Source organism: Burkholderia sp. USMB20, from assembly GCF_000949135.2.
Lineage (GTDB): Bacteria > Pseudomonadota > Gammaproteobacteria > Burkholderiales > Burkholderiaceae > Burkholderia.
Genome location: NZ_JTAN02000019.1, coordinates 1,146,795 through 1,173,364, shown reverse-complemented (window position 1 = coordinate 1,173,364; position 26,570 = coordinate 1,146,795). Strand labels below are relative to the sequence as shown.

Annotated in this window: 21 protein-coding genes; 20 read left to right on the top strand and 1 reads right to left on the bottom strand. The window is 65.9% G+C overall.

The genetic code is table 11. The annotated features are described in order from the left end of the window. Window positions 1-413: 413 nt before the first annotated feature. From PL79_RS29920 to PL79_RS29900, 3 genes are all read left to right on the top strand, one after another. On the top strand, window positions 414-2,489 hold the full coding sequence (locus PL79_RS29920; RefSeq protein ID WP_044849272.1) for a molybdopterin-containing oxidoreductase family protein: 2,076 nt from the start codon (window positions 414-416) through the stop codon (window positions 2,487-2,489). Window positions 2,490-2,625: 136 nt separating this feature from the next. Next, window positions 2,626-4,299, top strand: coding sequence for a long-chain fatty acid--CoA ligase (locus tag PL79_RS29915; protein WP_044849271.1), 1,674 nt, complete (start codon window positions 2,626-2,628; stop codon window positions 4,297-4,299). A 442-nt stretch (window positions 4,300-4,741) separates the two neighbouring features. Beyond that, window positions 4,742-5,962 carry an ISL3 family transposase gene (locus tag PL79_RS29900; RefSeq protein ID WP_044844855.1) on the top strand — a complete coding sequence of 407 codons (1,221 nt, stop codon included), beginning with the start codon at window positions 4,742-4,744 and terminating at the stop codon, window positions 5,960-5,962. A gap of 59 nt (window positions 5,963-6,021) precedes the next feature. On the opposite strand, the gene PL79_RS29895 is transcribed toward PL79_RS29900, so the two are convergent. After that, window positions 6,022-7,179, bottom strand: a complete 1,158-nt coding sequence (locus PL79_RS29895; RefSeq protein WP_044844243.1) for a porin — start codon at window positions 7,177-7,179, stop codon at window positions 6,022-6,024. A 277-nt stretch (window positions 7,180-7,456) separates the two neighbouring features. On the opposite strand from PL79_RS29895, the gene coq7 reads away from it, so the two are divergent. From coq7 to PL79_RS29805, 17 genes are all read left to right on the top strand, one after another. Beyond that, window positions 7,457-8,083: a 2-polyprenyl-3-methyl-6-methoxy-1,4-benzoquinone monooxygenase gene (gene coq7, locus PL79_RS29890; RefSeq protein ID WP_044844242.1), complete on the top strand. Its 627-nt coding sequence runs from the start codon at window positions 7,457-7,459 to the stop codon at window positions 8,081-8,083. A 388-nt stretch (window positions 8,084-8,471) separates the two neighbouring features. Further along, window positions 8,472-8,900 (top strand): division/cell wall cluster transcriptional repressor MraZ, encoded by a 429-nt coding sequence (gene mraZ / locus PL79_RS29885; RefSeq protein WP_006400450.1) that lies wholly within the window; start codon window positions 8,472-8,474, stop codon window positions 8,898-8,900. A 23-nt stretch (window positions 8,901-8,923) separates the two neighbouring features. Further along, window positions 8,924-9,865 carry a 16S rRNA (cytosine(1402)-N(4))-methyltransferase RsmH gene (rsmH, locus tag PL79_RS29880; protein WP_044844251.1) on the top strand — a complete coding sequence of 314 codons (942 nt, stop codon included), beginning with the start codon at window positions 8,924-8,926 and terminating at the stop codon, window positions 9,863-9,865. Continuing rightward, window positions 9,862-10,203, top strand: a complete 342-nt coding sequence (gene ftsL / locus PL79_RS29875; RefSeq protein WP_044844241.1) for a cell division protein FtsL — start codon at window positions 9,862-9,864, stop codon at window positions 10,201-10,203. Before rsmH ends, ftsL begins: the two co-directional genes overlap by 4 nt. After that, complete coding sequence (locus PL79_RS29870; RefSeq protein WP_044844240.1) at window positions 10,200-12,047, top strand: peptidoglycan D,D-transpeptidase FtsI family protein; 1,848 nt, start codon at window positions 10,200-10,202, stop codon at window positions 12,045-12,047. The genes ftsL and PL79_RS29870 overlap by 4 nt, the downstream gene beginning before the upstream one ends. Beyond that, window positions 12,044-13,582, top strand: a complete 1,539-nt coding sequence (locus tag PL79_RS29865) for a UDP-N-acetylmuramoyl-L-alanyl-D-glutamate--2,6-diaminopimelate ligase (RefSeq protein ID WP_044844239.1) — start codon at window positions 12,044-12,046, stop codon at window positions 13,580-13,582. The genes PL79_RS29870 and PL79_RS29865 overlap by 4 nt, the downstream gene beginning before the upstream one ends. Beyond that, window positions 13,579-14,985, top strand: coding sequence for a UDP-N-acetylmuramoyl-tripeptide--D-alanyl-D-alanine ligase (locus PL79_RS29860; protein WP_044844238.1), 1,407 nt, complete (start codon window positions 13,579-13,581; stop codon window positions 14,983-14,985). Before PL79_RS29865 ends, PL79_RS29860 begins: the two co-directional genes overlap by 4 nt. A gap of 16 nt (window positions 14,986-15,001) precedes the next feature. Next, window positions 15,002-16,171 (top strand): phospho-N-acetylmuramoyl-pentapeptide-transferase, encoded by a 1,170-nt coding sequence (gene mraY / locus PL79_RS29855; RefSeq protein WP_006752439.1) that lies wholly within the window; start codon window positions 15,002-15,004, stop codon window positions 16,169-16,171. Between the two features lie 28 nt (window positions 16,172-16,199). Then, window positions 16,200-17,711: a UDP-N-acetylmuramoyl-L-alanine--D-glutamate ligase gene (gene murD / locus PL79_RS29850; protein ID WP_044844237.1), complete on the top strand. Its 1,512-nt coding sequence runs from the start codon at window positions 16,200-16,202 to the stop codon at window positions 17,709-17,711. Beyond that, on the top strand, window positions 17,708-18,991 hold the full coding sequence (gene ftsW / locus PL79_RS29845) for a putative lipid II flippase FtsW (RefSeq protein ID WP_044844236.1): 1,284 nt from the start codon (window positions 17,708-17,710) through the stop codon (window positions 18,989-18,991). The genes murD and ftsW overlap by 4 nt, the downstream gene beginning before the upstream one ends. After that, window positions 18,988-20,091: an undecaprenyldiphospho-muramoylpentapeptide beta-N-acetylglucosaminyltransferase gene (murG, locus tag PL79_RS29840; RefSeq protein ID WP_044844235.1), complete on the top strand. Its 1,104-nt coding sequence runs from the start codon at window positions 18,988-18,990 to the stop codon at window positions 20,089-20,091. Before ftsW ends, murG begins: the two co-directional genes overlap by 4 nt. Continuing rightward, entirely contained in the window at window positions 20,088-21,485 is a 1,398-nt protein-coding gene (gene murC, locus PL79_RS29835) for a UDP-N-acetylmuramate--L-alanine ligase (RefSeq protein ID WP_044844234.1), read from the top strand. The genes murG and murC overlap by 4 nt, the downstream gene beginning before the upstream one ends. A gap of 1 nt (window position 21,486) precedes the next feature. Then, window positions 21,487-22,428: a D-alanine--D-alanine ligase gene (locus tag PL79_RS29830; protein ID WP_040143319.1), complete on the top strand. Its 942-nt coding sequence runs from the start codon at window positions 21,487-21,489 to the stop codon at window positions 22,426-22,428. Window positions 22,429-22,447: 19 nt separating this feature from the next. Continuing rightward, window positions 22,448-23,200 carry a cell division protein FtsQ/DivIB gene (locus PL79_RS29825; RefSeq protein WP_044844233.1) on the top strand — a complete coding sequence of 251 codons (753 nt, stop codon included), beginning with the start codon at window positions 22,448-22,450 and terminating at the stop codon, window positions 23,198-23,200. A 26-nt stretch (window positions 23,201-23,226) separates the two neighbouring features. Beyond that, window positions 23,227-24,459, top strand: coding sequence for a cell division protein FtsA (gene ftsA / locus PL79_RS29820; RefSeq protein ID WP_044844232.1), 1,233 nt, complete (start codon window positions 23,227-23,229; stop codon window positions 24,457-24,459). Between the two features lie 111 nt (window positions 24,460-24,570). After that, on the top strand, window positions 24,571-25,764 hold the full coding sequence (gene ftsZ / locus PL79_RS29810) for a cell division protein FtsZ (protein WP_044844231.1): 1,194 nt from the start codon (window positions 24,571-24,573) through the stop codon (window positions 25,762-25,764). A 189-nt stretch (window positions 25,765-25,953) separates the two neighbouring features. After that, complete coding sequence (locus PL79_RS29805; RefSeq protein ID WP_044844230.1) at window positions 25,954-26,460, top strand: peroxiredoxin; 507 nt, start codon at window positions 25,954-25,956, stop codon at window positions 26,458-26,460. The last annotated feature ends 110 nt before the right edge of the window (window positions 26,461-26,570 follow it).

The window sequence follows — 26,570 nt, the reverse complement described above, 5'->3', positions numbered from 1 at the left end:
TTCCCGTGTGAAAGTAGGTAATCGTCAGGCTCCCTAAGCCAAAAACCCCCGCCCGAAAGGCGGGGGTTTTTGCATTTGCAGCGCAGAAATGCGCGGTCACCGGCCTCGAATCTGCCCCGTTTGTTGCTCAAGCCGCAACGCATACCCACTTTCCATCGTCCAGGACCATTCGCCCTATCTTCGGTCGATGATCGACTCGCGCGAACTCGGCGAAGCCGCGGGCCCGGCACCGTTCACACCCGCACCACACTTGTATCGTCGCACCGACTTTTCAAAGTTCGTCCCGTATCGATATTAGCCATCCGCCGCCACCGCTTTTTCGCCAAATAGGCCGGAAACTCGTGCGAAATGACGCCTTATTCGGCGCGGCCACGTAGAATTTGCGAATCTCCATCCCAGTAGCATCCAGAACGATGAACGCCGCCACTCAGATAGCTCGGGCCGTATGCCCGCACGATTGTCCGGACACGTGCGCAATGCGTGTGACCGTCGAAAACGGTCGGGCGATCAAGGTCGCGGGCGATCCCGACCATCCGCCGACGCAAGGCGTGCTGTGTACGAAAGTCAGCCGATACGCCGACCGCGTTCATCATCCCGACCGACTCACTGTGCCCCTCAAGCGCGTGGGCGCGAAGGGGGAAGGGCGCTTCGTGCCGATCAGCTGGAGCGAAGCATTCGACGAGATCGGTCGTCGTCTCGGCGAAATCGCCGCGCGCGCGCCGGAGGCGATCCTGCCGTACAGCTACGCGGGAACGATGGGGCTCGTGCAGGGCGAAGGCATCGCCCAGCGGTTCTTCCATAAACTCGGTGCGTCCCGGCTCGAGCGGGCCATCTGCGCGGCGGCCGGCGCAGCAGGGCTGCGCTATACGTATGGCGGAAGCGTCGGCATGCATCTCGAGCATTTCGAGGAAAGCGAGTTGATCCTGATCTGGGGCGCCAACCCGATCGCCTCCAGCCTGCATTTCTGGACCCGTGCGCAGGAAGCCAAGCGTCGCGGCGCCCGTCTCGTCGCAATCGATCCCTACCGCTCGCTGACGGCAGAGAAATGCCATCAGCACATCGCATTGAAACCGGGCACCGACGGAGCGTTCGCGCTCGGCATGATGCATGTGCTGATCACCGAGGATCTGCTCGATCACGACTACATCGCACGCCATACGCTCGGCTTCGATGCGCTCAAGGCGCGAGCCCTGTCCTATCCGCCGGAGCGTGTCGCGCAAATGTGCGGCATCGAGGCGTCGGAACTGATTGAACTCGCACGTCGTTACGGTGCGACCCGCAAGGCATCGATCCGCCTCAATTACGGCATGCAGCGCGTGCGCGGGGGCGGCAACGCCGTGCGCGCGATTGCGAGCCTGCCTGCGCTGACGGGCGCGTGGCGCGACCGGGCCGGCGGGCTGCTGCTGTCGTCGTCGGAATCTGCACCGGTCAATCAGGCGGCGCTGCTGCGCCCCGATCTGATGCCCGGATGGCCGCAGAAACTGCCGCGCATCATCAACATGAATGCCATCGGCGATGCACTGCTGCATCCGGGCGACGCGACTTTCGGGCCGAAGGTCGAAGCAGTGATCGTCTACAACTCGAATCCGGTTGCGGTTGCCCCCGACTCGTCGAAAGTCGCCGCCGGGTTCGCGCGCGAAGACCTGTTCACGGTCGTTCTCGAGCACTTCAAGACAGATACCGTCGACTTCGCCGACATTGTGTTGCCGGCCACGACGCAGCTCGAGCATCTCGACGTCCACAAGTCGTACGGCCACACCTATGTGATGGCGAATCTGCCGGCGATTCCGCCGGTCGGCGACGCACGACCGAACACCGAAATCTTTCGCGGCATCGCGCGCAGCATGGGGCTGGACGAGCCCGCGCTTTATCACAGCGACGAAGAGGTCGCGCAGGCGGCGCTTCGCTGGGACGATCCGGCACTCGACAGCGACTGGGAGACGTTGAAGCGTGCCGGGTGGCTGAAGCTCAAGGTTGCGGACGCGCCTTTCGCGAATGGCGGCTTTCGCACACCGTCCGGCAAATGCGAGTTCTACAGCGCGCGACTCGAGCAGATGGGCATGGACCCGGTGCCCGATTACCTGCCGCCGTTCGAATCGGCGGAGGCGGCGCCTGAGCTTGCCGCCCGCTACCCGCTCGCGATGATTTCGCCGCCGGCCCGGCACTTCCTGAACAGCACGTTCGTGAACGTGGACAGCCTGCGCAGCACGGAAGGCCAGCCGCATCTCGATATTCACCCGGCCGACGCCGATGCGCGCGGCATCGCGGAGGGCGACGTCGTACGCATATTCAACGACCGCGGATCGATGCAGGCGGTCGCAAGAGTGACCGATCGCGCGCGGGCGGGGCTCGTCGTCGGACTGTCGATCTGGTGGAAGAAATTGTCGGCGGACGGTCGGAACGCGAACGAAGTGACGAGTCAGGCGCTGACCGACCTGGGCAACTCGGCGACCTTTTACGATTGTTTGGTGGAAGTTGAGCGGACTTGACGGAACTTCCCGATATGATCGGGCGAATGCGTTCGAAAGTTCGAAGTGGACATCTAACCCTGTTGTCTCAGGACGGGCGAGCCGCTACGATGCGTTTTAGCACGACCATTCGAAAATCAGTGAGGAGACGCGCGGTATGGAAAAAATTTGGCTGAAATCGTACCCACCCGGCGTTCCAGCCGAAATCGACGCGTCTCCATATCCTTCCGTCCCGGATCTCCTAGACGAGAGCTTCAGGCAGTATCGCGACCGCAAGGCGTTCGTCTGCATGGGCAAGAGCATCACGTACGGCGAACTCGATGCACTGTCACGCCGGTTCGGCGCGTGGCTGCAGTCGCGTGGCCTGAAGCGCGGCGCACGCGTCGCGCTCATGATGCCGAACGTGCTGCAGTACCCGGTGGCGATCGTTGCCGTGCTCCGTGCGGGCTACACCGTCGTCAACGTCAACCCGCTCTATACGCCGCGCGAGCTCGAACATCAGCTGAAGGACAGCGGGGCCGAGGCGATCGTCATTCTCGAGAATTTCGCGTCGACGTTGCAGGCCGTTATCGCCAATACCGCCGTCAAGCATGTCGTGGTCGCGTCGATGGGCGACCTGCTGGGCATCAAGGGCTGGCTCGTCAATTACGTCGTACGCAACGTGAAGAAGATGGTGCCGGCCTGGCAGCTCCCGTCGTTCACGCGCTTCAAGGCCGCGCTGTCCGAAGGGGCGCGGCAGACCTTCAAGCCGCCGAAGATCGGCCCCGACGACGTCGCGTTCCTCCAGTACACGGGCGGTACGACGGGTGTCGCGAAGGGCGCGACGCTGCTGCACCGGAACATCGTGTCGAACGTGCTGCAGGCCGGCGCCTGGCACCATCCCGCGCACGCGAAGTACCCGGAGGTGAAGCAATTCGTGACGGTTGTCGCGCTGCCGCTCTATCACGTGTTCGCGCTGACGGTCTGCGGCTTCCTGACGATGCGCACGGGCGGCATGGGCATCCTGATTCCGAATCCGCGCGACATCGGCGGCATGATCAAGGAACTGAAGGGATACCAGATCTCGACGATTCCCGCCGTCAACACGCTGTACAACGCACTGCTGAACCATCCCGAATTCAACCAGCTCGACCTGTCGAAGCTCGTGATCGCCAACGGCGGTGGCATGGCGATCCAGGAAGGCGTCGCGAAGCGCTGGTACGAGAAGACCCAAACGGCGATCATCGAAGGGTACGGCCTGTCCGAAACGTCGCCGGTCGCGACCTGCAACCCCGTGACGGCGACCGAGTACAGCGGGACGATCGGCCTGCCGCTGCCGTCGACCGAAATTGCCATCCGCGACGACGCCGGCAACGACGTCGCGCTCGGCGAGCCGGGCGAGATCTGCATCCGCGGGCCGCAGGTCATGGCCGGCTACTGGAACCGCCCGGAAGAAACCGCGAAGGTCATGTTCGCGGACGGTTTCTTCAAGACCGGTGACGTCGGCGTGATGGACGCGCGCGGTTACGTGAAGATCGTCGACCGGAAGAAGGACATGATCCTGGTATCCGGTTTCAACGTGTATCCGAACGAGGTCGAGGACGTGGTGGCGTCGCATCCGGGGGTGTTCGAGGTGGCGGCGGTCGGTGTTCCGGACGAGCACTCGGGCGAAGCCGTGAAGCTGTTCGTCGTGAAGAAGGATCCGGCGCTGACCGACAAGGACATCCTCGCGTACTGCAAGGAGCGGCTCACCGGTTACAAGCGGCCGAAACTCGTCGAGTTCCGCACGGAGCTGCCGAAGACGAACGTCGGCAAGATCCTGCGGCGCGAACTGCGCGACGGACGCGCGTAACACCCAAGTCGAACGAAGGAGCCCGGCCTGTGCCGGGCTCCTTTGTTTGTGGTGCGGCATCGGGGCTGCCGCGCCATATCGGAACGGCGCGCGTTCGTCCGGGCGCGCCGTGGCGGGCGGAGCGCCCCGGTCGGGCTGTCCGCGGCCGATTCGATTCGAACGGGGCGGCACTTCGTTGCATGCCGGAGTCGGCAAATGGTGGCGTTCGTGTCGAGTCAGCATCGCGAACGATTCGTCGCCAAGAGCGCGTTACCCGTCGATCATTCCGCGCACACCGCACACCGCACACCGCACACCGCACACCGCACACCGCACACCGCACACCGCACACCGCACACCGCTTCGCAGCCCCAAAAGAAAAGGTTCATCGCAGGAAACCGTGGAGGGTTTGAGAGCGATTGCGTAACCTGACGCCTGACTTTAAGGACGTCAGGAGAGGTAATTGCTCGATCGCAAGGCACTTCAGGCACTGGGCTGCTGGACAGGTTACCGGCTGGAGCGTGTGGAATGGCCGGAAGGCGAAGGTCGTACGCTGTCGCTGTATTTAAAGCCGGTCAGCAAGATCATGTACTGCGAGCAATGTGGGGCACGCTGCCAGCAGATCCACGAGACGACGGTTCGTCGGGTGCGTGACTTGCCGCTATTCGAATACCGGGTGGTGTTGCATGTGCCTCGTCGCCGGGTCTGGTGCGAACGCTGCGGCGGCCCGCGACTGGAGAAGCTGGCGTGGTTGGGCCGTTACCAGCGAGTGACGGAGCGCTTCGCCAAGGCTTGCGAGAAACTGCTGCAAGCGGCCAGCGTACAGGCGGTGGCGGCCTTCTACGATCTGGGCTGGCACACGGTCAAATCGATCGACAAGATGCGCCTGCGGGCGCGCGTGAGCGAGCCCGATTGGTCAACGATCCGCTATCTGGCGATGGACGAGTTCGCGCTGCATAAAGGTCATCGCTACGCCACGGTGGTGGTCGACCCGATCAGCCGGCAAGTACTCTGGATCGGACCGGGACGCTCGCGTGAGACGGCCCGGGCCTTCTTCGAACAGCTTCCCGAAGGCGCGGCCAAGCGTATCGAAGCGGTCGCGATCGACATGACCACGGCCTATGAACTCGAAATCAGGGAACAGTGTCCGCAGGCGGAAATCGTCTTCGACCTGTACCACGTGGTGGCCAAGTATGGCCGCGAAGTGATCGATCGGGTGCGGGTCGATCAGGCCAATCAACTCCGACATGACAAGCCAGCCCGCAAGGTTCTGAAGTCCAGCCGCTGGCTGTTGCTGCGCAACCGCCACAACCTCAAGCCGGATCAGGCCGTGCACCTGAAGGAATTGCTGGCGGCCAATCAGGCGCTGTTATGCGTCTACGTGTTACGCGACGAGCTCAAGCGGCTCTGGTTCTACCGAAAGCCGGCCTGGGCGCAAAAGGCTTGGGAACAATGGTTCGAGCAGGCTCAGCAAAGTGGGATCGCGGCCCTGCAAAAGTTCGCCGAGCGTCTGCAGGACTACTGGCACGGCATCGTGACTCGCTGCCGCCATCCGCTCAATACCAGCATCGTTGAAGGCATCAACAACACCATCAAGGTCATCAAGCGTCGAGCTTACGGGTACCGCGACGACGAATACTTCTTCCTTAAGATTCGCGCCGCGTTCCCCGGTAATCCTCGATGAACCAAAGAAAAGGCGCCCGAAGGCGCCTTCAAGATGCTGCGGCTTGTCAGGCAAGCTGATTAGAACTTGTGACGGATACCGACACGCGCTGCGACCTGGTTGCTGGTCGTCGACGGATCGAGACCGTTGATCGAAGCATGTGCCTGAACGACGTTGCCTGCCGAGTCGAGCGTGTTGCCCGATGCATGCTGGTACACGCCGATCACGTAGACGTCCGTACGCTTCGACAGGAAGTAGTCGACGCCCAGCGAGCCCTGGTGGTACTTGGCTGCCGAGTTGCCGTCGATCTTGCTGCCTTGCGTGTAGTCGTACGCCGCGCCGACGATCAATGCCGGGGTCAGCTGATACTTGAAGTTGATTTCGCCGTTGTTGAAGGTCGCGGTCTGGTTCACGAACGGACCGACCGAGAAGCCCTTGAACTTCGTGTTCGAGTACGTCGCGCCGATCGTCGCTGCGCCGAACGTGTATGCGCCGCCCGCACCGATGACCTGGTACGTGTTCGCGCTGTTCGCATACGCGCCGTACACGGGCGACGACACGGCCGTCGCCGCAGCCGACGCGCCCGTATTGAACATGCCGCCGAAGTTCGCCGGCGTACGTGCGTTCAAGTAGCCGACACCCAACACCAGCGGGCCGTTGTTGTAACCGGCGCCGAGCGACCAGACCTGGTTCTTCGAGAACTGGCCGGCTTGACCGCCGAAGCTGTACAGGCCGCCGAACGAGAAGCCGCCGTAGGTCGGGCTCGTGTACTTGACCGCGTTGTTCACACGGTAAGCGTTGTTGAAGTTGTCGAGGTCGCCCGGGTGAGCGGCGATGTAGCCGCCCCACTGGTCGCCTGCCTCGAGCGGGCCGACGAAGTCGACGACGGAGTCGTACTGGCGACCCAGCGTGACCGTACCGTACTGGCTCGACAGGCCGACGTAAGCCTGGCGGCCGAACATCAGGCCGCCCTGGCCGAGCTTGCCGGAGTTGACGTCAAAACCGTTCTCGAGCACGAAGATCGCCTTCAGGCCGCTGCCCAGATCTTCGGTGCCGCGCAGGCCGAAGCGGCTGCCTTGCATCACGCCGCTTGCCAGGCCGTACAGGTGGCCGCCCTTGGCGTTGTTGTTGAAGATGAAGCCTTCATCGATGATGCCGTAAAGCGTCACGCTGCTTTGCGCATGTGCAGCGCCAGCAAACGCGCCCAGCGCGACGAGCGCGAGAAGCGACTTTTTCATTAACGGATCTCCAAGAATCACTGAATTTTTTTGGCGGGGCGGATAGTTATGGTGTGTTGACGGGCCCCATCAACTTCGCAAGAAGTCGCACGTAATGTAGCAAAGCCGATTTTTCCGACAAAGCGAAATGCCGTGGCTCAAGGTTGCCATGTTTCCTTTATGCAACAATGGTTAAAATCACGGGTTAACCGCAATTTCCGCTGAATAATCAAGTCGGTTACGTAGCGGAGCACGTGCCGTTGCCGCTCGCGGCAGCGCACGCAGCCAGGAGAACAGGATGGTGTTGGACGAACTGATCAGCGAATTCGATCGCGGCCTGCGATCGCTGACCGGCATTAGCCGGATGAGCCGCCCGGTGCCCGCGCCGGCGGAGCCGCCGGCCGGCGAACTGACGCCCGCGGAGCGCACGCATGCCGCCGGGCTGATGCGCGTGAACCACGTCGGCGAGGTTTGTGCGCAGGCGCTTTATCAGGCGCAGAAGCTGACCGCGCGCTCGTCGTCGTCGAAGGCGATGTTCGAGGAAGCCGCGCGCGAGGAGGAGGATCATCTCGCGTGGACCGCGCATCGGCTGAAGGAGCTCGATTCGCGTCCGAGCCTGCTCAACCCGCTGTGGTACGCCGGCGCGCTCGCGATCGGCGTCGTCGCCGGCACGCTGGGCGACAAGGTCAGCCTCGGCTTCATGGCGGAGACGGAGCGTCAGGTCGAGAGCCACCTCGACGGGCACCTGTCCGAGCTGCCGCCGACCGACACGGCGTCGCGCGCGATCGTCGAGCAGATGCGGCTCGACGAGGTGAAGCACGGCAAGGCCGCGACCGATGCCGGCGGGATCGAACTGCCGCTGCCCGCGCGGATGCTGATGCGCGCCGCGTCGAAAGTCATGACGCGGACTGCATACTATCTGTGACATTCGGAGGTGGGCGGCGCATGACGCCGCCCGCCTCCGTCACCCATCGATACCGCCCGTTTTTTCCGCGTTTTCCCGCCCCCGAAAGCCCCGTCCGCACGCCAGTCTGGCCCGCCTTTCTCACGTATCACCTTCACAAGTTGCACTAGCTCATTCATTTATAACGGTTTTTGGTATGAGGGGTCGCATGAGCATGTGCGCGTAAGTCCTTGTTCTAACTAACAAAATTCGTCAAAAAACCGGGCCGCTCCCTTGACCGTGCCAAACCCTTCCTCTAAAGTGGGAGACAGTGTGAGAAAGTGTATTTTTGTGTGATTTGGCGGGCTATTCGGGCTAAATTCTTGAGCGTTGAGCGGGTGCTTCGGTGCCCTGAACGGGAGAGCGGAAAGTGTTCCAAGGGGCGTCGGCGCTGACGCTCGATGCGAAAGGGCGGATGTCGGTGCCGGCTCGCTATCGCGAAGCGCTGCAAGGACAGGCAGAAGGACGGGTGACTGTGACCAAGCACCCGGACGGCTGCCTGTTGCTGTTTCCGCGCCCCGAATGGGAGGTATTCCGCGCCAAGATCGCCGCGCTGCCGATGGATGCACATTGGTGGCGGCGGATCTTTCTCGGCAATGCAATGGATGTCGATCTCGACAGCGCGGGCCGGATTCTCGTATCGCCCGAGCTGCGGATGGCGGCCGGACTGGAAAAGGAAGTCATGTTGTTGGGAATGGGTAGTCACTTCGAGCTGTGGGATTCGCAGACCTACATCGCGAAGGAGCAGGCAGCGATGGCGCAGGGCATGCCCGACGCGCTGAAGAATTTCACGTTCTGATTGCGGTGACGGAGACGCCCGCGATGGGAAACGAATTGCAGCATCGGACCGTGCTTCTGGACGAAGCGGTCGATTCGCTCGTGACGCGGCCGGACGGCATTTATGTCGACGGTACGTTCGGGCGCGGCGGTCACAGCCGCGCGGTGCTCGCGCGGCTGGCGGCGGCCGGCCGGCTGATCGCGTTCGACAAGGATCCGAGGGCGATCGAGACTGCGCAGCGCATCGAGGATGCGCGCTTCTCGATCGTGCATGACAGCTTTGCATCGATGCGCGACGCGCTTGCGGCGCGCGGCGTCGAGAAGGTGTCGGGTGTGTTGCTGGACCTGGGCGTGTCCTCGCCGCAGGTGGACGATCCGGCGCGCGGCTTCAGCTTTCGCGCGGATGGCCCGCTGGACATGCGAATGGATCCGACGCGCGGCGAGTCGGCGGCCGAGTGGCTCGCGCGGGCTTCGGTGCAGGAATTGACGGAGGTGATACGGGATTATGGGGAAGAACGGTTTGCTTTTCAGATTGCAAAGGCGCTTGTTGCTCGCCGGGCAGAGTCCGACCGTCTTGGGCCTCTCGACACCACGGGCGAGCTTGCCCAAATCGTGGGTAACGTCGTCAAAACCCGTGAGAAGGGCAAGGATCCGGCAACCCGCACCTTTCAGGCTATACGGATTCACGTCAATCAAGAGCTTGCGGACCTGCAAGTCGTACTAGACGCGGCATTGTCGTTGCTGGAGCAAGGGGGGCGGCTGGTGGTCATCAGCTTTCATTCACTCGAGGACCGGATCGTCAAGCGATTCATGCAGGCGCACGCGAGCGCGCCTGCGGTCGATCGTCGCCTGCCGATCCGTGCCGTCGACCTCCCGAGCCCGCCGCTCAAGATCATCAGCCGCCAGTTTCCGAGCGAAGCGGAAGTTGCCGCGAATCCGCGCGCCCGGTCGGCCGTGATGCGCATCGCGGAGCGCGTCACGCCATGAGCCGCTTCAATATCTTCCTGCTGATCATCGTGATGGGCTGCGCGCTGTCGGTCGTCAACTCGACGAACCAGCAGCGCCAGATCTTCATCCAGCTGCAGCGCGCGCAGTCGCAGGAGCGTCAGCTCCAGCAGGACTACGCGCAGCTTCAATATCAGCAGAGCGCGCTGTCGAAGACGTCGCGTATCGAGCAACTCGCGAACGATTCGCTGAAGATGCAGGCGATCACGACGGGTCGCACCCAATACCTGACGCTGCCGCCGGGCGCCGTGAAGGCGATCGACGCACCGATTCCGGCTTCGGCCGAGACGGCCGCCAAGGGCGGGGGAGGCGCGCGATGAAGCCGGCACAAAAGCGTCAGGACGTGAAATTCTCGTCGAGCCCCGTGCTCGGCGTGCACCTGCCGATGTGGCGCTCGAAATTCGTCGTGTTCCTGCTGTTCATGGCGTTCGTCGCGCTGGCCGCGCGGGCGTTCTGGATCCAGGGGCCCGGCAACGCGTTCTATCAGAAGCAGGGCGAAAGCCGCTACCAGCGCACGATCGAGCTGCCGGCCACGCGCGGCAAGATCCTCGACCGTAACGGGCTCGTGCTCGCGACGAGCCTGCCCGTGCGCGCGATCTGGGCGATTCCGGATGCGGTGCCGGACGATCTCGGCGCGGACAAGGTCAATCAGCTCGGAAAGCTCCTCGGCATGACGCCGAAGGAACTGCGCGTGAAGCTGTCGGAAGACAAGGGTTTCGTCTACGTGAAGCGCCAGGTGCCGATCGACATCGCGGACAAGGTCGCCGCGCTCGACATCCCCGGCGTCTATCAGCGCAACGAATACAAGCGCTTCTATCCGGAAGGCGAGATCACCGCTCACCTGATCGGCTTCACGAACGTCGAGGACGAAGGGCAGGAAGGCGTCGAGCTCGGCGACCAGAAGATGCTGTCCGGCACGTCCGGCGTGCGCCGCGTGATCAAGGACCGGATGGGGCACATCGTCGAGGACGTCGCCGAGCAGATTCCGCCGCACAACGGGACAGACGTCGACCTGTCGATCGACAGCAAGATCCAGTACATCGCGTATGCGAACCTGAAGGCCGCCGTCGAGAAGTTCAAGGCGAAGGCCGGCGCGGCGATGGTGGTCGACGTGCGTACCGGCGAGGTGCTCGCGCTCGTCAACTATCCGACGTACAACCCGAACGACCGTTCGCGCATGACGGGCGAGCAGTTGCGCAACCGGATCATGACCGACGTGTTCGAGCCGGGCTCGATCATGAAGCCGTTTACGGTGTCGCTCGCGCTCGACCTGCACCGCGTGACGCCGAACACGCTCGTCGAAACGGGCAACGGGCATTTCGTGCTCGACGGCGCGCCGATCACCGACGACGCGGGTTTCGGCACGCTGACGGTCGGCGGCGTGATCCAGAAGTCGAGCAACATCGGCGCGACGAAGATCGCGATGACGATGCGGCCCGAGGAAATGTGGAATATGTATACGAGCATCGGCCTCGGTCAGGCGCCGAAGGTCGGGTTCCCGGGCGCGGTGGCCGGCCGCCTGCGTCCGTGGAAGAACTGGCGGCGCATCGAGCAGGCGACGATGTCGTACGGCTACGGCCTGTCGGTGTCGCTGTTCCAGCTCGCGCGCGCCTACACGGCGATCGCGCACGACGGCGAGCTGATGCCCGTGACCATTTTCAAGACCGACCCCAATCAGCCGATCGTGGGCACGCAGGTGTTCAACCCGACCACCGCGCGCGAAGTGCGCGCGATGCTCGAGACGGTGGTCGCGCCGGGCGGCACGTCGCCGGATGCGGCCGTGCCGGGTTATCGGGTCGGCGGCAAGAGCGGTACCGCGTACAAGCATGAAGGTCACGGCTACACGCGCAAGTACCGCGCGTCGTTCGTCGGGATGGCGCCGATGCCGAATCCGCGCGTCGTGATCGCGGTGTCGGTCGACGAGCCGACCGCCGGCAGCCACTTCGGCGGCCAGGTGTCGGGCCCCGTATTCTCGGCGATCGCGGGCGACACGATGCGTGCGCTGAACGTGCCGCCGAACATGCCGATCAAGCAACTGGTCGTGTCCGACGACACGCCGGGCACGCCCGCCAAGACGGGCCCGCAAAAGCTCGCCGCCGGCGGCGGTGCGAAGCATATGATCGTATCCAGCACGACACGTAATTCACCAGGAGTTGTTCGATGAGCGCCGCTCGCAGTTCCCATCCGGCGCATCAGCAGATCGCGGCCGCGCTTGCGTGGCTGCGCCAGCATGTGGCCCCCGCGGCGCAACTGCATGCCGACACGCGCAGCCTGCAGGCAGGCGACGTGTTTCTCGGCTATGCGGTCGACGGGGCAGACAATCGCGCCTTCATTGCCGAGGCCGTTTCCCGCGGTGCGGCCGCCGTGCTGTATCAGCCGGAAGGCCTCGCAGCTGCGCCGGCCGCACCCGTCGCACTCGCGGTGCCGGCGCTCGACCAGCTGGCCGGCGAGATCGCCAGCGGCTGGTACGGCGACCCGAGCGACAGCCTGCTCGCCATCGGCGTGACCGGCACCAACGGCAAGACGTCGTGCACGCACTGGATCGCGGCCGCGCTGACGGCGCTGCACCAGCCGTGCGCGCTGATCGGCACGCTCGGCAGCGGCATGCCGGGGCAGCTGGTGCCGACCGGCTTCACGACGCCGGACGCGCCGCAGCTGCAGCGCAGCCTCGCGCAACTGCACGACGCGGGCGCAAAGGCCGTCGCGATGGAAGTGTCGTCGCACGCGCTGCACCAGGGCCGCGTGAACGGCACGGCATTCGACATCGCCGTGTTCACGAACCTCACGCAGGATCACCTCGACTATCACGGCACGTTCGATGCGTACGAAGCCTCGAAGTCGAAACTGTTCGCATGGCGCGGCCTGCGCGCGGCGGTCGTCAATCGCGACGACGCAGCCGGCCGCCGCCTGCTCGAGAAGCTGGCCGGCCGCGTGCGCACGATCGCCTACGGGATCGGCGACGTGCACGCGGCCGACGCCGATCGCGAGTTGGTCGCGCTCGACGTGCGCGCGACCGCTACCGGCACGGCATTCCGCCTGCGCTCGTCGTGGGGCGACGCGGACATCGAGGTCGGCACGCTCGGCACGTTCAACGTCAGCAACCTGCTCGCGGTGCTCGGCTCGCTGCTCGCGGCCGACCTGCCGTTCGACGCGGCGGTCGCGGAGATTGCGCGGCTCGAGTCCGTCAACGGTCGCATGCAGCGCCTCGGCGGCCGGCTGGCGAACGACGAACCGCTGGTCGTGATCGACTATGCACATACGCCCGACGCGCTCGAGAAGACGCTCGACGCGTTGCGCCCGATCGCGGCGGCGCGCGGCGGCCGGCTCGTCTGCATGTTCGGCTGCGGCGGCGATCGCGATGCGACCAAGCGTCCGCTGATGGGCGCGATCGCCGAGCGGCTCGCCGACGAAGTCGTCGTCACGAGCGACAACCCGCGCAGCGAGGATCCGCAGCGCATCATCGACCAGGTCATCGCGGGCATGACCGCGCCCGATCGCGCACGCCGCATCGAGGATCGCGCGAGCGCGATCCTGCAGGCCGTGCGCGGCGCCGCCCGCGAGGATGTCGTCGTGCTGGCCGGCAAGGGGCACGAGGCAACGCAGGAAATCATGGGCAAGAAGCGCACGTTCTCCGATCAGGATCACGCGCGGCTCGCACTCGCGGCACGCGCGACGCACGGCAAGGGAGGCGGCGAATGACGATGCTCAGTCTGGGCGAAGCCGCCCGCCTGATTCCCGGCGCCACCGTCCACGGCGATCCGGACACCACGTTCGAGCGCGTGTCGACGGACAGCCGCACGGTCGGCCCCGGCGACCTGTTCGTCGCGCTGAAGGGCGAGCGCTTCGACGCGCACGACTTCCTCGGCGACGTGGCCGCGCGCGGCGCGTCGGCGGCGCTCGTCGCACACGTGCCAGCGGGTCTCGCGATGCCGGCGATCGAAGGCGGCGAAACGCGTGCCGCGCTCGGCGCGCTCGCGCACGGCTGGCGCAAACGATTCGCGCTGCCGCTCGTCGCGGTGACGGGCAGCAACGGCAAGACGACCGTCAAGGAAATGATCGCGTCGATCTTCGCCGCGGCGGTCGGTACCGACGCGCGGCTCGCGACGGCCGGCAACCTGAACAACGACGTCGGGCTGCCGCTGACGTTGCTGCGCCTGTCGACCGCGCATCGCCTCGCGGTGATCGAGATCGGCATGAACCACCCGGGCGAGACCGAAGTTCTGGCGCGCCTCACCGCGCCCACGGTCGCGCTCGTCAACAACGCGCAGCGCGAACACCAGGAATTCATGGCGACGGTCGAAGCCGTCGCGCTCGAACACGCGGCCGTGATCCACGCGCTGCCGCCGGACGGCGTCGCGGTGTTCCCGGCCGACGATGCGTACGCGGGCATCTGGCGCGTCGCGGCGACCGGCAACCGGATCCTCGATTTCGCACTGCACGACGCCGAACGGCAGAACGATGCGCAGGTCGTCGGTCGCCTTCACGGCGGCGAACTCGCGATCGACACGCCGGCTGGCGCCGTCACGGTGCGGTTGCGTGCGCTCGGCGAGCACAACGCGCGCAACGCGCTGGCCGCGACGGCCGCGGCGCTGGGCGCGGGTGTCGAACTGTCGGCGATCAAGCAGGGCCTCGAGTCGTTCGAACCGGTCAAGGGCCGGCTCCAGGTGAAGCAGGCGATCGCCGGCAGCCTCGCGGGCGCGACGGTCGTCGACGATACGTACAACGCGAACCCCGATTCGATGCGTGCGGCGATCGACGTGCTTGCTGCCCATCCGGCGCCGCGCGTGCTGGTGATCGGCGACATGGGTGAAGTCGGCGACGAAGGCCCGGCGTTTCACCGGGAGATCGGTGCGTATGCGCGCGAGCGCGGCATCGATGCGCTGTTCGCGCTCGGCGATGCGTCGCGCGATGCGTGCACGGCGTACGGCGAGACGGCCCGCCACTTCGGCGACGTCGGCGCGCTGGTGACGGCGCTGCTCGCGGCGGGCTATGGCGCGCGGGCGACGGTGCTCGTGAAGGGCTCGCGGTACATGAAGATGGAGCGCGTGGTCGACGCGCTGACGAACCAACCCGCGGCGGGCACGGTGCCCGCCGCACACTGAGTAGAAGGAAGGAAGCATGCTGCTGGCGCTGGCGCAATGGCTGCAGGGAGACGCAAGCTTTTTGCGCTTGTTCACGTACCTGACGTTCCGTGCGGTGATGGCTACCATCACCGCGCTCGGTATCGGGCTCGTGTGCGGACCGTGGGTGATCCGCAAGCTGACGCAAATGAAGGTCGGGCAGGCCGTGCGCAAGGACGGCCCGCAAAGCCATCTCGTCAAGTCCGGCACGCCGACGATGGGCGGCGTGCTGATCCTGATCGGCATCGCGGTCGCGACGCTGCTGTGGGGCGACCTGACGAACCGTTTCATCTGGATCGTCATGCTCGTCACGTTCGGCTTCGGCGTGATCGGCTGGGTCGACGACTACCGCAAGGTCGTCTACAAGGACCCGCGCGGGATGTCGTCGCGCGAAAAGTATTTCTGGCAGTCGGTGATCGGGCTGTTCGCGGCGGTCTACCTCGCATTCAGCGTGTCGGAGGCGAACAACGTGCGCGTGTTCGACCTGTTCATGGCGTGGGTGAGGAGCGGCCTGTCGATGGGGCTGCCGGCGCGGGCCGACCTGATGCTGCCGTTCCTGAAGTCGATCAGCTATCCGCTGGGCGTCTGGGGCTTCATCGTGCTGACGTATTTCGTGATCGTCGGCGCGAGCAACGCGGTGAACCTGACCGACGGCCTCGACGGGCTCGTGATCATGCCGGTCGTGCTGGTCGGCGGGTCGCTCGGCGTGTTCGCGTACGTGATGGGCAGCTCGGTCTATTCGAAATACCTGCTGTTCCCGCACATCCCGGGCGCCGGTGAACTGCTGATCTTCTGTTCCGCGATGGGCGGGGCAGGGCTCGCGTTCCTCTGGTACAACACGCACCCCGCGCAGGTGTTCATGGGCGACGTCGGCGCGCTGGCGCTCGGCGGCGCGCTCGGCACGGTCGCGGTGATCGTGCGCCAGGAAATCGTGCTGTTCATCATGGGCGGCATCTTCGTCGCGGAAACGCTGTCGGTGATGCTGCAGGTGTCGTGGTTCAAGTACACGAAGAAGCGTTACGGCGAAGGGCGGCGCCTGCTGAAGATGGCGCCGCTGCATCACCATTTCGAATTGTCCGGCTGGAAGGAAACGCAGGTGGTGGTGCGTTTCTGGATCATCACGCTGATGCTGTGCCTGTTCGGTCTGTCCACCCTCAAGCTGCGGTAAAGGAAAGGTAACAAGGATGTCTGGCGAGATGTTTGGAGATCGGCAGCGGCCGATGGTGCTCGTACTGGGGCTCGGTGAATCGGGTCTCGCGATCGCGCGGTGGTGCGCGAGGCACGGGTGCCGGCTGCGTATTGCCGATACCCGCGAGGCGCCGCCGAACCTTGCCGCGCTGCAGGCCGAAGGCATCGATGCGGAGTTCGTCGGCGGGCCGTTCACGCCCGCGCTGCTCGACGGCGGCGTCGAGATCGTCGGGCTGAGCCCCGGCCTGTCGCCGCTCGAACCGGCGCTGGCGGCGCTGATCGCGGCCGCGAACGAGCGCGCGATCGCGGTCTGGGGCGAACTGGAATTCTTCGCGCAGGCGCTGCGCGCGCTCGGCACGAGCGGCTACCAGCCGAAGGTGCTCGCGATCACCGGCACCAACGGCAAGACCACGACGACGAGCCTGACGGGCCTGCTGTGCCGGCGTTCGGGCAAGAAGGTCGCCGTCGCCGGCAACATCAGCCCGGCGATGCTCGACCGGCTCGCGGGCGCGATCGACGAGACGGCGCTGCCCGACGTCTGGGTGCTCGAACTGTCGAGCTTCCAGCTCGAGACGGCGCGCACGTTCGCGCCCGACGCGGCCGCGATTCTCAACATCACGCAGGATCACCTCGACTGGCACGGCAGCTTCGACGCGTATGCGGCCGCGAAGGGCCGGATCTTCGGCGCGACGACGACGCGCGTGCTCAACCGCGACGATGCGGCCGTGATGAAGTTCGCGCCGGCTGCCGGCGCGGCCGATGCGGCGCGCACGGTCACGTTCGGGCTGAACGAACCGGTGCAGGACGGCGACTACGGGCTGTCGCGCGATAACGGTATCGCGTGGCTGGTCGAAGCGGTCGACCGCGACGCGCCGGACGAAACGACGACGACCCGCCGGCGCAAGCGCGACGGCGCGCATACGCCCGACATCGCGCAGAAGCGCCTGATGCCGGTCGACGCGCTGCGCATCCGCGGGCTGCACAACGCGGCGAACGCGCTGGCCGCGTTCGCGCTCGCGCGTGCGATCGACTTGGCCGCAGCGCCGCTGCTGCACGCGCTGCGCGAATACCGCGGCGAGGCGCATCGCGTCGAAGTGATCGCGACGATCGACGACGTGGACTACGTCGACGACAGCAAGGGAACGAACGTCGGCGCGACGGTGGCCGCGCTCGACGGGCTCGCGCAGAAGATCGTGCTGATCGCCGGCGGCGACGGCAAGGGGCAGGATTTCGCGCCGCTGGTCGCGCCGGTCGCGCGCTGGTGTCGTGCGGTGATGCTGATCGGCCGCGACGCGCCGGCGATTCGCGACACGCTCGCCGAAACCGGCGTGCCGCTCGCGGACCACGCGACGCTCGAAGGCGCGGTGCGTGCCGCCGCCGAGCTCGCCGAGCCGGGCGATGCGGTGCTGCTGTCGCCCGCGTGCGCGAGCCTCGACATGTTCAGGAACTACGCCCATCGCGCGGAGGTGTTCCGCGCGGCGGTGGATGAAGTCGCCATCGACAAAGGAGCGACGCCATGAGCTGGTCCGATCGCCTCGTCTCCCGTTTCAACGACCGGCGCGACACCGGCGGCAATGCCGCCGGCGGCCGCGTCGCGTCCGCCACGCGCGCTGCGACCGGCGGCCTCGCGAGCGTCGTCAACGGCGTGCGGCCGAGCCGCTCGCGGATGCTCGACTTCGACTACTCGCTGCTGTGGGTCGCGATCGCGCTGCTCGGGCTCGGCGTCGTGATGGTGTATTCGGCGTCGATCGCGATGCCCGATTCTCCGAAATACGCGTCGTATCACGATTACGCGTTCCTGATGCGCCACTGCGTGTCGCTCGTCGTCGCGTTCATCGCGGCGGTGATCGCGTTCCGCGTGCCGGTGTCGACCTGGGACAAATACGCGCCGCATCTCTTCCTGATCGCGCTGGTCGGCCTCGTGATCGTGCTGATCCCGCACGTCGGCAAGGGCGTGAACGGCGCGCGCCGCTGGATTCCGCTCGGCATCACGAACATGCAGCCGTCGGAAATCATGAAGCTCGCGGTGACGATCTACGCGGCGAACTACACGGTGCGCAAGCAGGAGTACATGCAGAGCTTCGCGAAAGGCTTTCTGCCGATGGCGTTCGCGGTCGGTCTCGTCGGCGCGCTGCTGCTGCTCGAGCCGGACATGGGCGCGTTCATGGTGGTCGCCGCGATCGCGATGGGCGTGCTGTTCCTCGGCGGCGTGAACGGCAAGCTGTTCGGCGGCCTGGTTGCGACGGCGGTCGGCACCTTCACGATGCTCGTATGGCTGTCGCCGTGGCGTCGCGAGCGGATCTTCGCGTATCTCGATCCGTGGGACGAACGGTATGCGCAGGGCAAGGCGTACCAGCTCACGCATTCGCTGATCGCGTTCGGCCGCGGCGAGTGGTTCGGCGTCGGCCTCGGCGGCAGCGTCGAGAAGCTGAACTACCTGCCCGAAGCGCATACCGACTTCATCCTCGCGGTGATCGGCGAGGAACTCGGCTTTGTCGGCGTGATGGTCGTGATCCTGCTGTTCTACTGGATCGTGCGCCGCGCGTTCGAGATCGGCCGCCAGGCGCTCGCGCTCGATCGCACGTTCGCGGGCCTGACGGCGAAGGGCATCGGTATCTGGTTCGGCGCGCAGACGTTCATCAACATGGGCGTGAACCTCGGCCTGCTGCCGACCAAAGGCCTGACGCTGCCGCTCGTGAGCTATGGCGGCTCGGGCATCCTGCTGAACTGTGTCGCGCTCGCGGTGCTGCTGCGGGTCGATTATGAAAATCGCGTACTGATGCGGGGAGGGAAGGTATGACCGCGTCGCGACGCACGCTGATGGTGATGGCAGGCGGCACCGGGGGCCACGTGTTCCCGGGGCTCGCGGTCGCGCACCGGATGGAAGCGGCGGGCTGGCGCGTCGTGTGGCTCGGCAATCCGGCCGGGATGGAAGCGACGCTCGTGCCGAAGCACGGCATTCCGATGGAATACGTGCGCTTCGGCGGACTGCGCGGCAAGGGCCTGAAGACCAAGCTGACGCTGCCGTTCAACCTGCTGCGCGCATGCTGGCAGAGCCTCGGCGCGCTGCGCCGCGTGCGGCCCGACGTCGTGCTCGGGATGGGCGGCTACATCACGTTCCCGGCGGGCGTGATGGCCGCGCTGTCGGGTCGTCCGCTCGTGCTGCACGAACAGAATTCGATCGCGGGCCTGACCAACAAGGTGCTCGCGAAACTGGCCAAACGCGTGCTCGTCGCGTTTCCCGGCGCGCTGCCGCACGCGGAATGGACCGGCAACCCGATTCGTGCGGAACTTGCGCACACGGAACCGCCCAAAGCACGCTATGCGTCGCGCAGCGGCCCGCTGAACGTGCTGGTCGTCGGCGGCAGCCTCGGTGCGGCCGCGCTGAACGAAGTCGTGCCGCGCGCGCTGGCGCTGCTGACGCCGGACGAGCGCCCGCGCGTCGTGCACCAGGCCGGCGCGAAGCACATCGACGCGCTGAAGGCGAATTACGAAGCGGCCGGTTTCGCGGCCGGCGAAGACGTGCGGCTCGTGCCGTTCATCGACGACATGGCGAGCGCGTACGCGGCGGCGGATCTCGTGATCTGCCGTTCCGGCGCGATGACGGTGTCGGAGATCGCGGCGGTGGGCGTGGCGGCGCTGTTCGTGCCGTTCCCGTACGCGGTCGACGACCACCAGACGACCAACGCCGCGTTCCTCGCCGATGCGGGCGCGGCCGTGCTGGTGCAACAACGCGACCTGTCGGCGGAACTGCTCGCCGACTGGCTGCGCGGCCAGTCGCGGGCGTCGCTCGCGGACATGGCGGAGCGTTCGCGCTCGCTGGCGAAGCCCGAGGCCACCGACGAAGTCGCGCGTGTCTGCGCGAAGGCGGCCGGCGCGAACCTGGAAAAACTGCAATGAAACACATCGTCAAACACATTCATTTCGTCGGGATCGGCGGCGCGGGCATGAGCGGCATCGCCGAAGTGCTCGTCAACCTCGGCTACGAGGTCAGCGGCTCCGACCTGTCGCGCAACGCGGTGACCGACCGTCTCGAGGCGCTCGGCGCGCGGATCGCGATCGGCCACGACGCGGCGAACATCGAGGGCGCGAACGCGGTCGTCGTATCGACGGCCGTGCGCTCGGACAACCCCGAGGTGCTGGCCGCGCGTAGCCAGCGCGTGCCGATCGTGCAGCGCGCGGTGATGCTCGCGGAACTGATGCGCCTGAAGCAGGGCATCGCGATCGCCGGCACGCACGGCAAGACCACGACGACGAGCCTCGTCGCGAGCGTGCTCGCGGCAGGCGGCCTCGACCCGACCTTCGTGATCGGCGGCCGGCTGATCAGCGCCGGCGCGAACGCGCGGCTCGGCACGGGCGACTTCATCGTCGCCGAGGCCGACGAGTCGGACGCGTCGTTCCTGAATCTGTATCCGGTGATCGAAGTCATCACGAACATCGACGCCGATCACATGGACACTTACGGCCACGATTTCGCGCGGCTCAAGCAGGCGTTCATCGAGTTCACGCAGCGCCTGCCGTTCTACGGCAGCGCGGTGGTGTGCGTCGACGATCCGAACGTGCGGCAGATCATCCCGTTCATCTCGAAGCCGGTCGTGCGCTACGGGCTGTCGCCGGACGCGCAGGTGCGCGCGGAAGACATCGACGCGCGCGACGGCCGCATGCACTTCACGGTGATCCGCGAAGGCCGTGCGCCGCTCGCGGTGGTGCTGAACCTGCCGGGCCTGCACAACGTGCAGAACGCGCTCGCGGCGATCGCGATCGCGACCGATCTCGGCGTGGCGGACGACGCGATCCAGCTGGCGCTCGCGGAATTCAACGGCGTCGGCCGGCGCTTCCAGCGCTACGGCGAGGTGCCGAGCGCGGACGGCGGCCAGTACACGCTGATCGACGATTACGGCCACCACCCGGTCGAGATGGCCGCGACGATCGCGGCCGCGCGCGGCGCGTTCCCGGGCCGCCGCCTCGTGCTGGCGTTCCAGCCGCACCGCTACACGCGCACGCGCGACTGCTTCGACGATTTCGTCAACGTGCTGTCGACGGTCGACGCGCTGGTGCTGACGGAAGTTTATGCCGCGGGCGAAGCGGCGATCGCGACGGCCAACGGCGACGCGCTGTCGCGTGCGCTGCGCGCGGTGGGGAAGGTCGACCCGGTGTTCGTCGCGACGGTCGACGACGTGCCGGATGCATTGGCGAAGGTCGCGCAGAACGGCGACGTGGTGATCACGATGGGCGCGGGTTCGATCGGCGGCGTGCCGGCGAAGCTCGTGCAACACACTCAACAGAAGGCATGACATGAGCGGGATCGATCCGAAACGTTTCGGCAAGGTGGCGGTGTTGTTCGGCGGCGAATCCGCCGAGCGCGAGGTGTCGCTCACCTCGGGCCGCCTCGTGCTGCAGGGCCTGCGCGATGCGGGCGTCGACGCGCATCCGTTCGACCCGGCCGAGCGGCCGCTGTCGGCGCTGAAGGACGAAGGCTTCGTGCGCGCATTCAACGCGCTGCACGGCGGCTACGGCGAGAACGGCCAGATCCAGGGCGCACTCGATTTCTACGGGATCCGCTACACGGGCAGCGGCGTGCTCGGCTCGGCGCTCGGCCTCGACAAGTTCCGCACGAAGCTCGTGTGGCAGCAGACGGGCGTGCCGACGCCGCCGTTCGAGACGGTGATGCGCGGCGACGACTACGCGGCGCGCGCGACGGACATCGTCGCGAAGCTCGGCCTGCCGCTGTTCGTGAAGCCGGCGAGCGAAGGCTCGAGCGTCGCGGTGCTGAAGGTGAAGACGGCCGACGCGTTGCCCGCCGCACTGTCGGAAGCGGCGACGCACGACAAGATCGTGATCGTCGAGAAGAGCATCGAAGGCGGCGGCGAATACACCGCGTGCATCGCCGGCGATCTCGACCTGCCGCTGATCAAGATCGTGCCGGCCGGCGAGTTCTACGACTACCACGCGAAGTATGTCGCCGACGACACGCAGTACCTGATTCCGTGCGGGCTGCCCGCCGAACAGGAAGCGGAACTGAAGCGCATCGCGCGCCGCGCGTTCGACGTGCTCGGCTGCACCGACTGGGGCCGTGCGGACTTCATGCTCGACGCCGCCGGCAACGCGTATTTCCTGGAAGTGAACACGGCCCCCGGGATGACCGACCACTCGCTGCCGCCGAAGGCGGCGCGCTCGATCGGCATCAGCTATTCGGAGCTGGTCGTGAAGGTGCTGTCGCTTACGCTCAACGACTGACGCAGGAACGGAACGACGTATGTGGAACAACGTTCGCCAACTCAACCTTGCCGCCAGCGCGCTGTACGCGCTGTTGCTGCTCGTGTTGGCGGCGGCCGGCTGCTACTGGCTGATCCAGCGTCCGACGTTCGCGCTGCGCGAAATCCGGATCGATGGCGACACCGAGCACATCAACTCGCCGACGGTGCGTGCGGGCGTGGTCGGCCGGCTGAAGGGCAATTTCTTCACGGTCGATCTCGACGCGGCGCGGGCCGCGTTCGAGCAGATGCCGTGGGTGCGCCACGCGAGCGTGCGCCGGGTGTGGCCGAATGCGCTGGCTGTCACGCTCGAGGAGTACAAACCGCTCGGGACCTGGGGCAGTGCGCAGCTCGTGAGCGTCGACGGCGAGCTGTTCACCGCGAACCAGGGCGAACTGGATCAGGAATTGCCCGCGTTCGACGGCCCGGAGGGCAGTGCGAAGGAAGTCGTCACGCGGTATCACGACTTCGCGCACTGGTTTGCGCCGCTGAAGGCGGCGCCGGAAGAAGTGACGCTGTCGGCGCGTTACGCGTGGACGGTGAAGCTGTCGAACGGCATGCAGGTCGAGCTGGGCAAGGAACGCAACAGCGAGTCGCTGCATGACCGGAGCCAGCGCCTCGTCGCCGCGTGGCCGGCTGTCACGGAGCGTTGGGGCAACGACATCGAGTACGCGGACCTGCGTTATCCGAACGGATTCGCGATTCGTGCGGCAGGCATGCGGTTCCTGACCGATACCGACAAGCGCAAGAAGTAACGAGAGATCACACGCAAGAGCACTTTATGAGCAAAGACTACAAGGATCTGCTGGTTTCCCTCGACATCGGCACGTCGAAGGTGGTGGCCATCGTCGCCGAGCTGAAGGGCGAAGGCCATTACGAGGTGATCGGCCTCGGCCAGAGCGAGTCGAAAGGTCTGAAGAAGGGCGTGGTGGTCAACATCGAGGCCACCGTGCAGTCGATCCAGCGCGCGCTCGAGGAAGCCGAGCTGATGGCCGACTGCAAGATCACCAACGTGTTCACGGGGATCGCCGGCAGCCACATCCGCAGCTTCAACTCGAGCGGGATGGTCGCGATCAAGGACAAGGAAGTCACGCAGACCGACGTCGCGCGCGTGATCGAGACCGCGAAGGCGATCAACATCCCGACCGACCAGCAGGTGCTGCACATCCTCACGCAGGAATTCATCATCGACGGCCAGGAAGACGTGCGCGAGCCGATCGGCATGAGCGGGATCCGCCTCGAGGTGAAGGTGCACATCGTGACCGGTGCGGTCAGCGCCGCGCAGAACATCGTCAAGTGCGTGCGCCGCTGCGGGCTGGAAGTGAACGACCTGATCCTGCAGCCGCTCGCGTCGTCGCTGGCCGTGCTGACTGAAGACGAGAAGGATCTCGGCGTGGTGCTGGTCGACGTCGGCGGCGGCACGACCGACATCGCGATCTTCGCCGAAGGCGCGATCCGCCACACCGCAGTGATTCCGATCGCCGGCGACCAGATCACGAGCGACATCGCGATGGCGCTGCGCACGCCGACGCCGGACGCGGAAGACATCAAGGTCGGCTACGGGATCGCGAAGCAGGCGCTCGCCGATCCGGACGAGATGGTCGAAGTGCCGGGCCTCGGCGAACGCGGTCCGCGCACGCTGTCGCGCCAGGCACTTGCCGCCGTGATCGAGCCGCGCGTCGAGGAACTGTTCTCGCTCGTGCAGCAGGTCGTGCGCGAGTCGGGTTACGAAGAACTGCTGAGCTCCGGCGTGGTCATTACCGGCGGGGCTTCGATGATGCCGGGCATGGTCGAGCTCGGCGAAGACATTTTCCTGAAGCCGGTGCGCATCGGCGCGCCGGAATACGCAGGCGGCCTCGCCGACGTGGTGCGCAACCCGCGCTACTCGACGGCGATGGGCCTGCTGGTCGAAGGCAGTGCGCAGCGCATGCGCGGCCGCAAGGTCGCCGTGCAGTCCGGCAACGCGGGGCAGATCTTCTCGCGGATGAAGGAATGGTTCCTGAGCAACTTTTGACATACCGAATCGAAATTCGCGCCGGTGCCGGCGGCTGGCGCGCGACAGGGGGTTGCCCGATCTCCTGCCGAATAACGGCCGAGTAGTTCTATTTTCTTGACGGAGGCAACAATGGAATTCGAAATGCTGGAAACCGAAACCAACGGCACCATCATCAAGGTGGTCGGCGTTGGCGGCGCTGGCGGCAATGCCGTTCAGCACATGATCAACCGTGGCGTGCAGGGCGTCGACTTCATCGTGATGAACACCGACGCACAGGCGCTGTCGCGTGCGCGCGCACCGTCCGTGATCCAGCTCGGCAACACGGGCCTCGGCGCCGGCGCGAAGCCGGAAATGGGCAAGGCGGCGGCGGAAGAGGCGCGCGAGCGCATCGCCGACGCACTGCGTGGCGCGCACATGGTGTTCATCACGGCCGGCATGGGTGGCGGCACGGGCACGGGCGCGGCGCCGGTGGTCGCGCAGATCGCGAAGGAGATGGGCATCCTGACGGTTGGTGTCGTCAGCAAGCCGTTCGAATTCGAAGGCGGCAAGCGCATGCGCGTCGCGGAAGCAGGCTCGCAGCAACTGGAGGATCACGTCGACTCGCTGATCGTCGTCCTGAACGACAAGCTGTTCGACGTGATGGGCGATGACGCCGAGATGGACAAGTGCTTCCAGTGCGCGGACGACGTGTTGAACAACGCGGTTGCGGGCATTGCCGAAATCATCAATGTCGATGGCCTCGTGAACGTCGACTTCGAAGACGTGAAGACGGTGATGGGCGAGCAAGGCAAGGCGATGATGGGCACGGCGACGGTCGCCGGCGTCGATCGCGCACGCCTCGCGGCGGAACAGGCCGTGGCGAGCCCGCTGCTCGAAGGCGTCGATCTGTCGGGCGCGCGCGGCGTGCTGGTCAACATCACGTCGAGCCGTTCGCTGCGTCTGTCGGAAACGCGCGAAGTGATGAACACGATCAAGAGCTACGCGGCGGAAGATGCCACGGTGATCTTCGGTGCGGTGTACGACGACGCGATGGGCGATGCGCTGCGCGTGACGGTCGTGGCGACGGGTCTGGGCCGGGCGGCGAAGAAGCAGCAATCGGCTCCGATGACGCTGCTGCGCACCGGCACCGACAACCAGCCGGTGAACGTCTCGCACGGCTATGCGCAGCCGCAGCACGTCAGCACGGCCGACTACGGCGCGCTCGATACGCCGGCGGTGTGGCGCAACTCGCGCGAAACCGCGGCATCGCACGTGCAGGCGCTGCAGGAGAAGGGTGTCGACACGTACGACATCCCGGCTTTCCTGCGCAAGCAGGCTGACTGACGACGCACACAGGCGAAGCCGCGGCAAGTTTGCCGCGGTAACGCCGGCGTGACGGATGCCACGGACCACGACAGGCCGCGTCGGATGCGACGCCGGGCCGGGAAACGTGCCCTCTTCGCTCGAGCGAGGCGGGATGGGCCGTGCTGTCCGCAACACGCTGAAAAACCGTATCGCTATGAGGGACCAGCCATGATTCAAGTGGGCGACGCGCTGCCCGACGCGCAACTGTTCGAGTTCATCGACGACGCGCGCGAAGGCTGCACGCTGGGGCCGAATGCCTTCAGCGTGCGCGACCAGGTTGCGGGAAAGCGGGTGGTGATCTTCGGATTGCCGGGAGCTTTCACGCCGACCTGCTCGGCGCAGCATGTGCCGGGCTATGTCGAGCACGCCGAGCAACTGCGCTCGGCGGGCATCGACGAGCTCTGGTGCGTGTCCGTCAACGACGCATTCGTGATGGGCGCATGGGGACGTGATCTGCACACCGCGGGCAAGGTGCGCATGATGGCGGACGGCAGCGCTGCTTTCACTCATGCGCTGGGGCTGACGCAGGATTTGTCCGCGCGTGGCATGGGAATCCGTTCCCTGCGCTACGCGATGGTGGTCGACGACGGTGTGGTCAAGACGCTGGCCGTCGAAGCGCCGGGCAAGTTCGAAGTGAGCGATGCGGCGAGTGTGCTCGCGACGTTGAAGTCCTGATCCTGCGGTGCGCCGTTGCCTGCCGGCAACGCTGCTCACCGGCCTCAGGGCAGTTGTAACACGGGCCGATGACCGGAAACGCCTCCGTTCCGGGCATCGGCCCGTCCCGT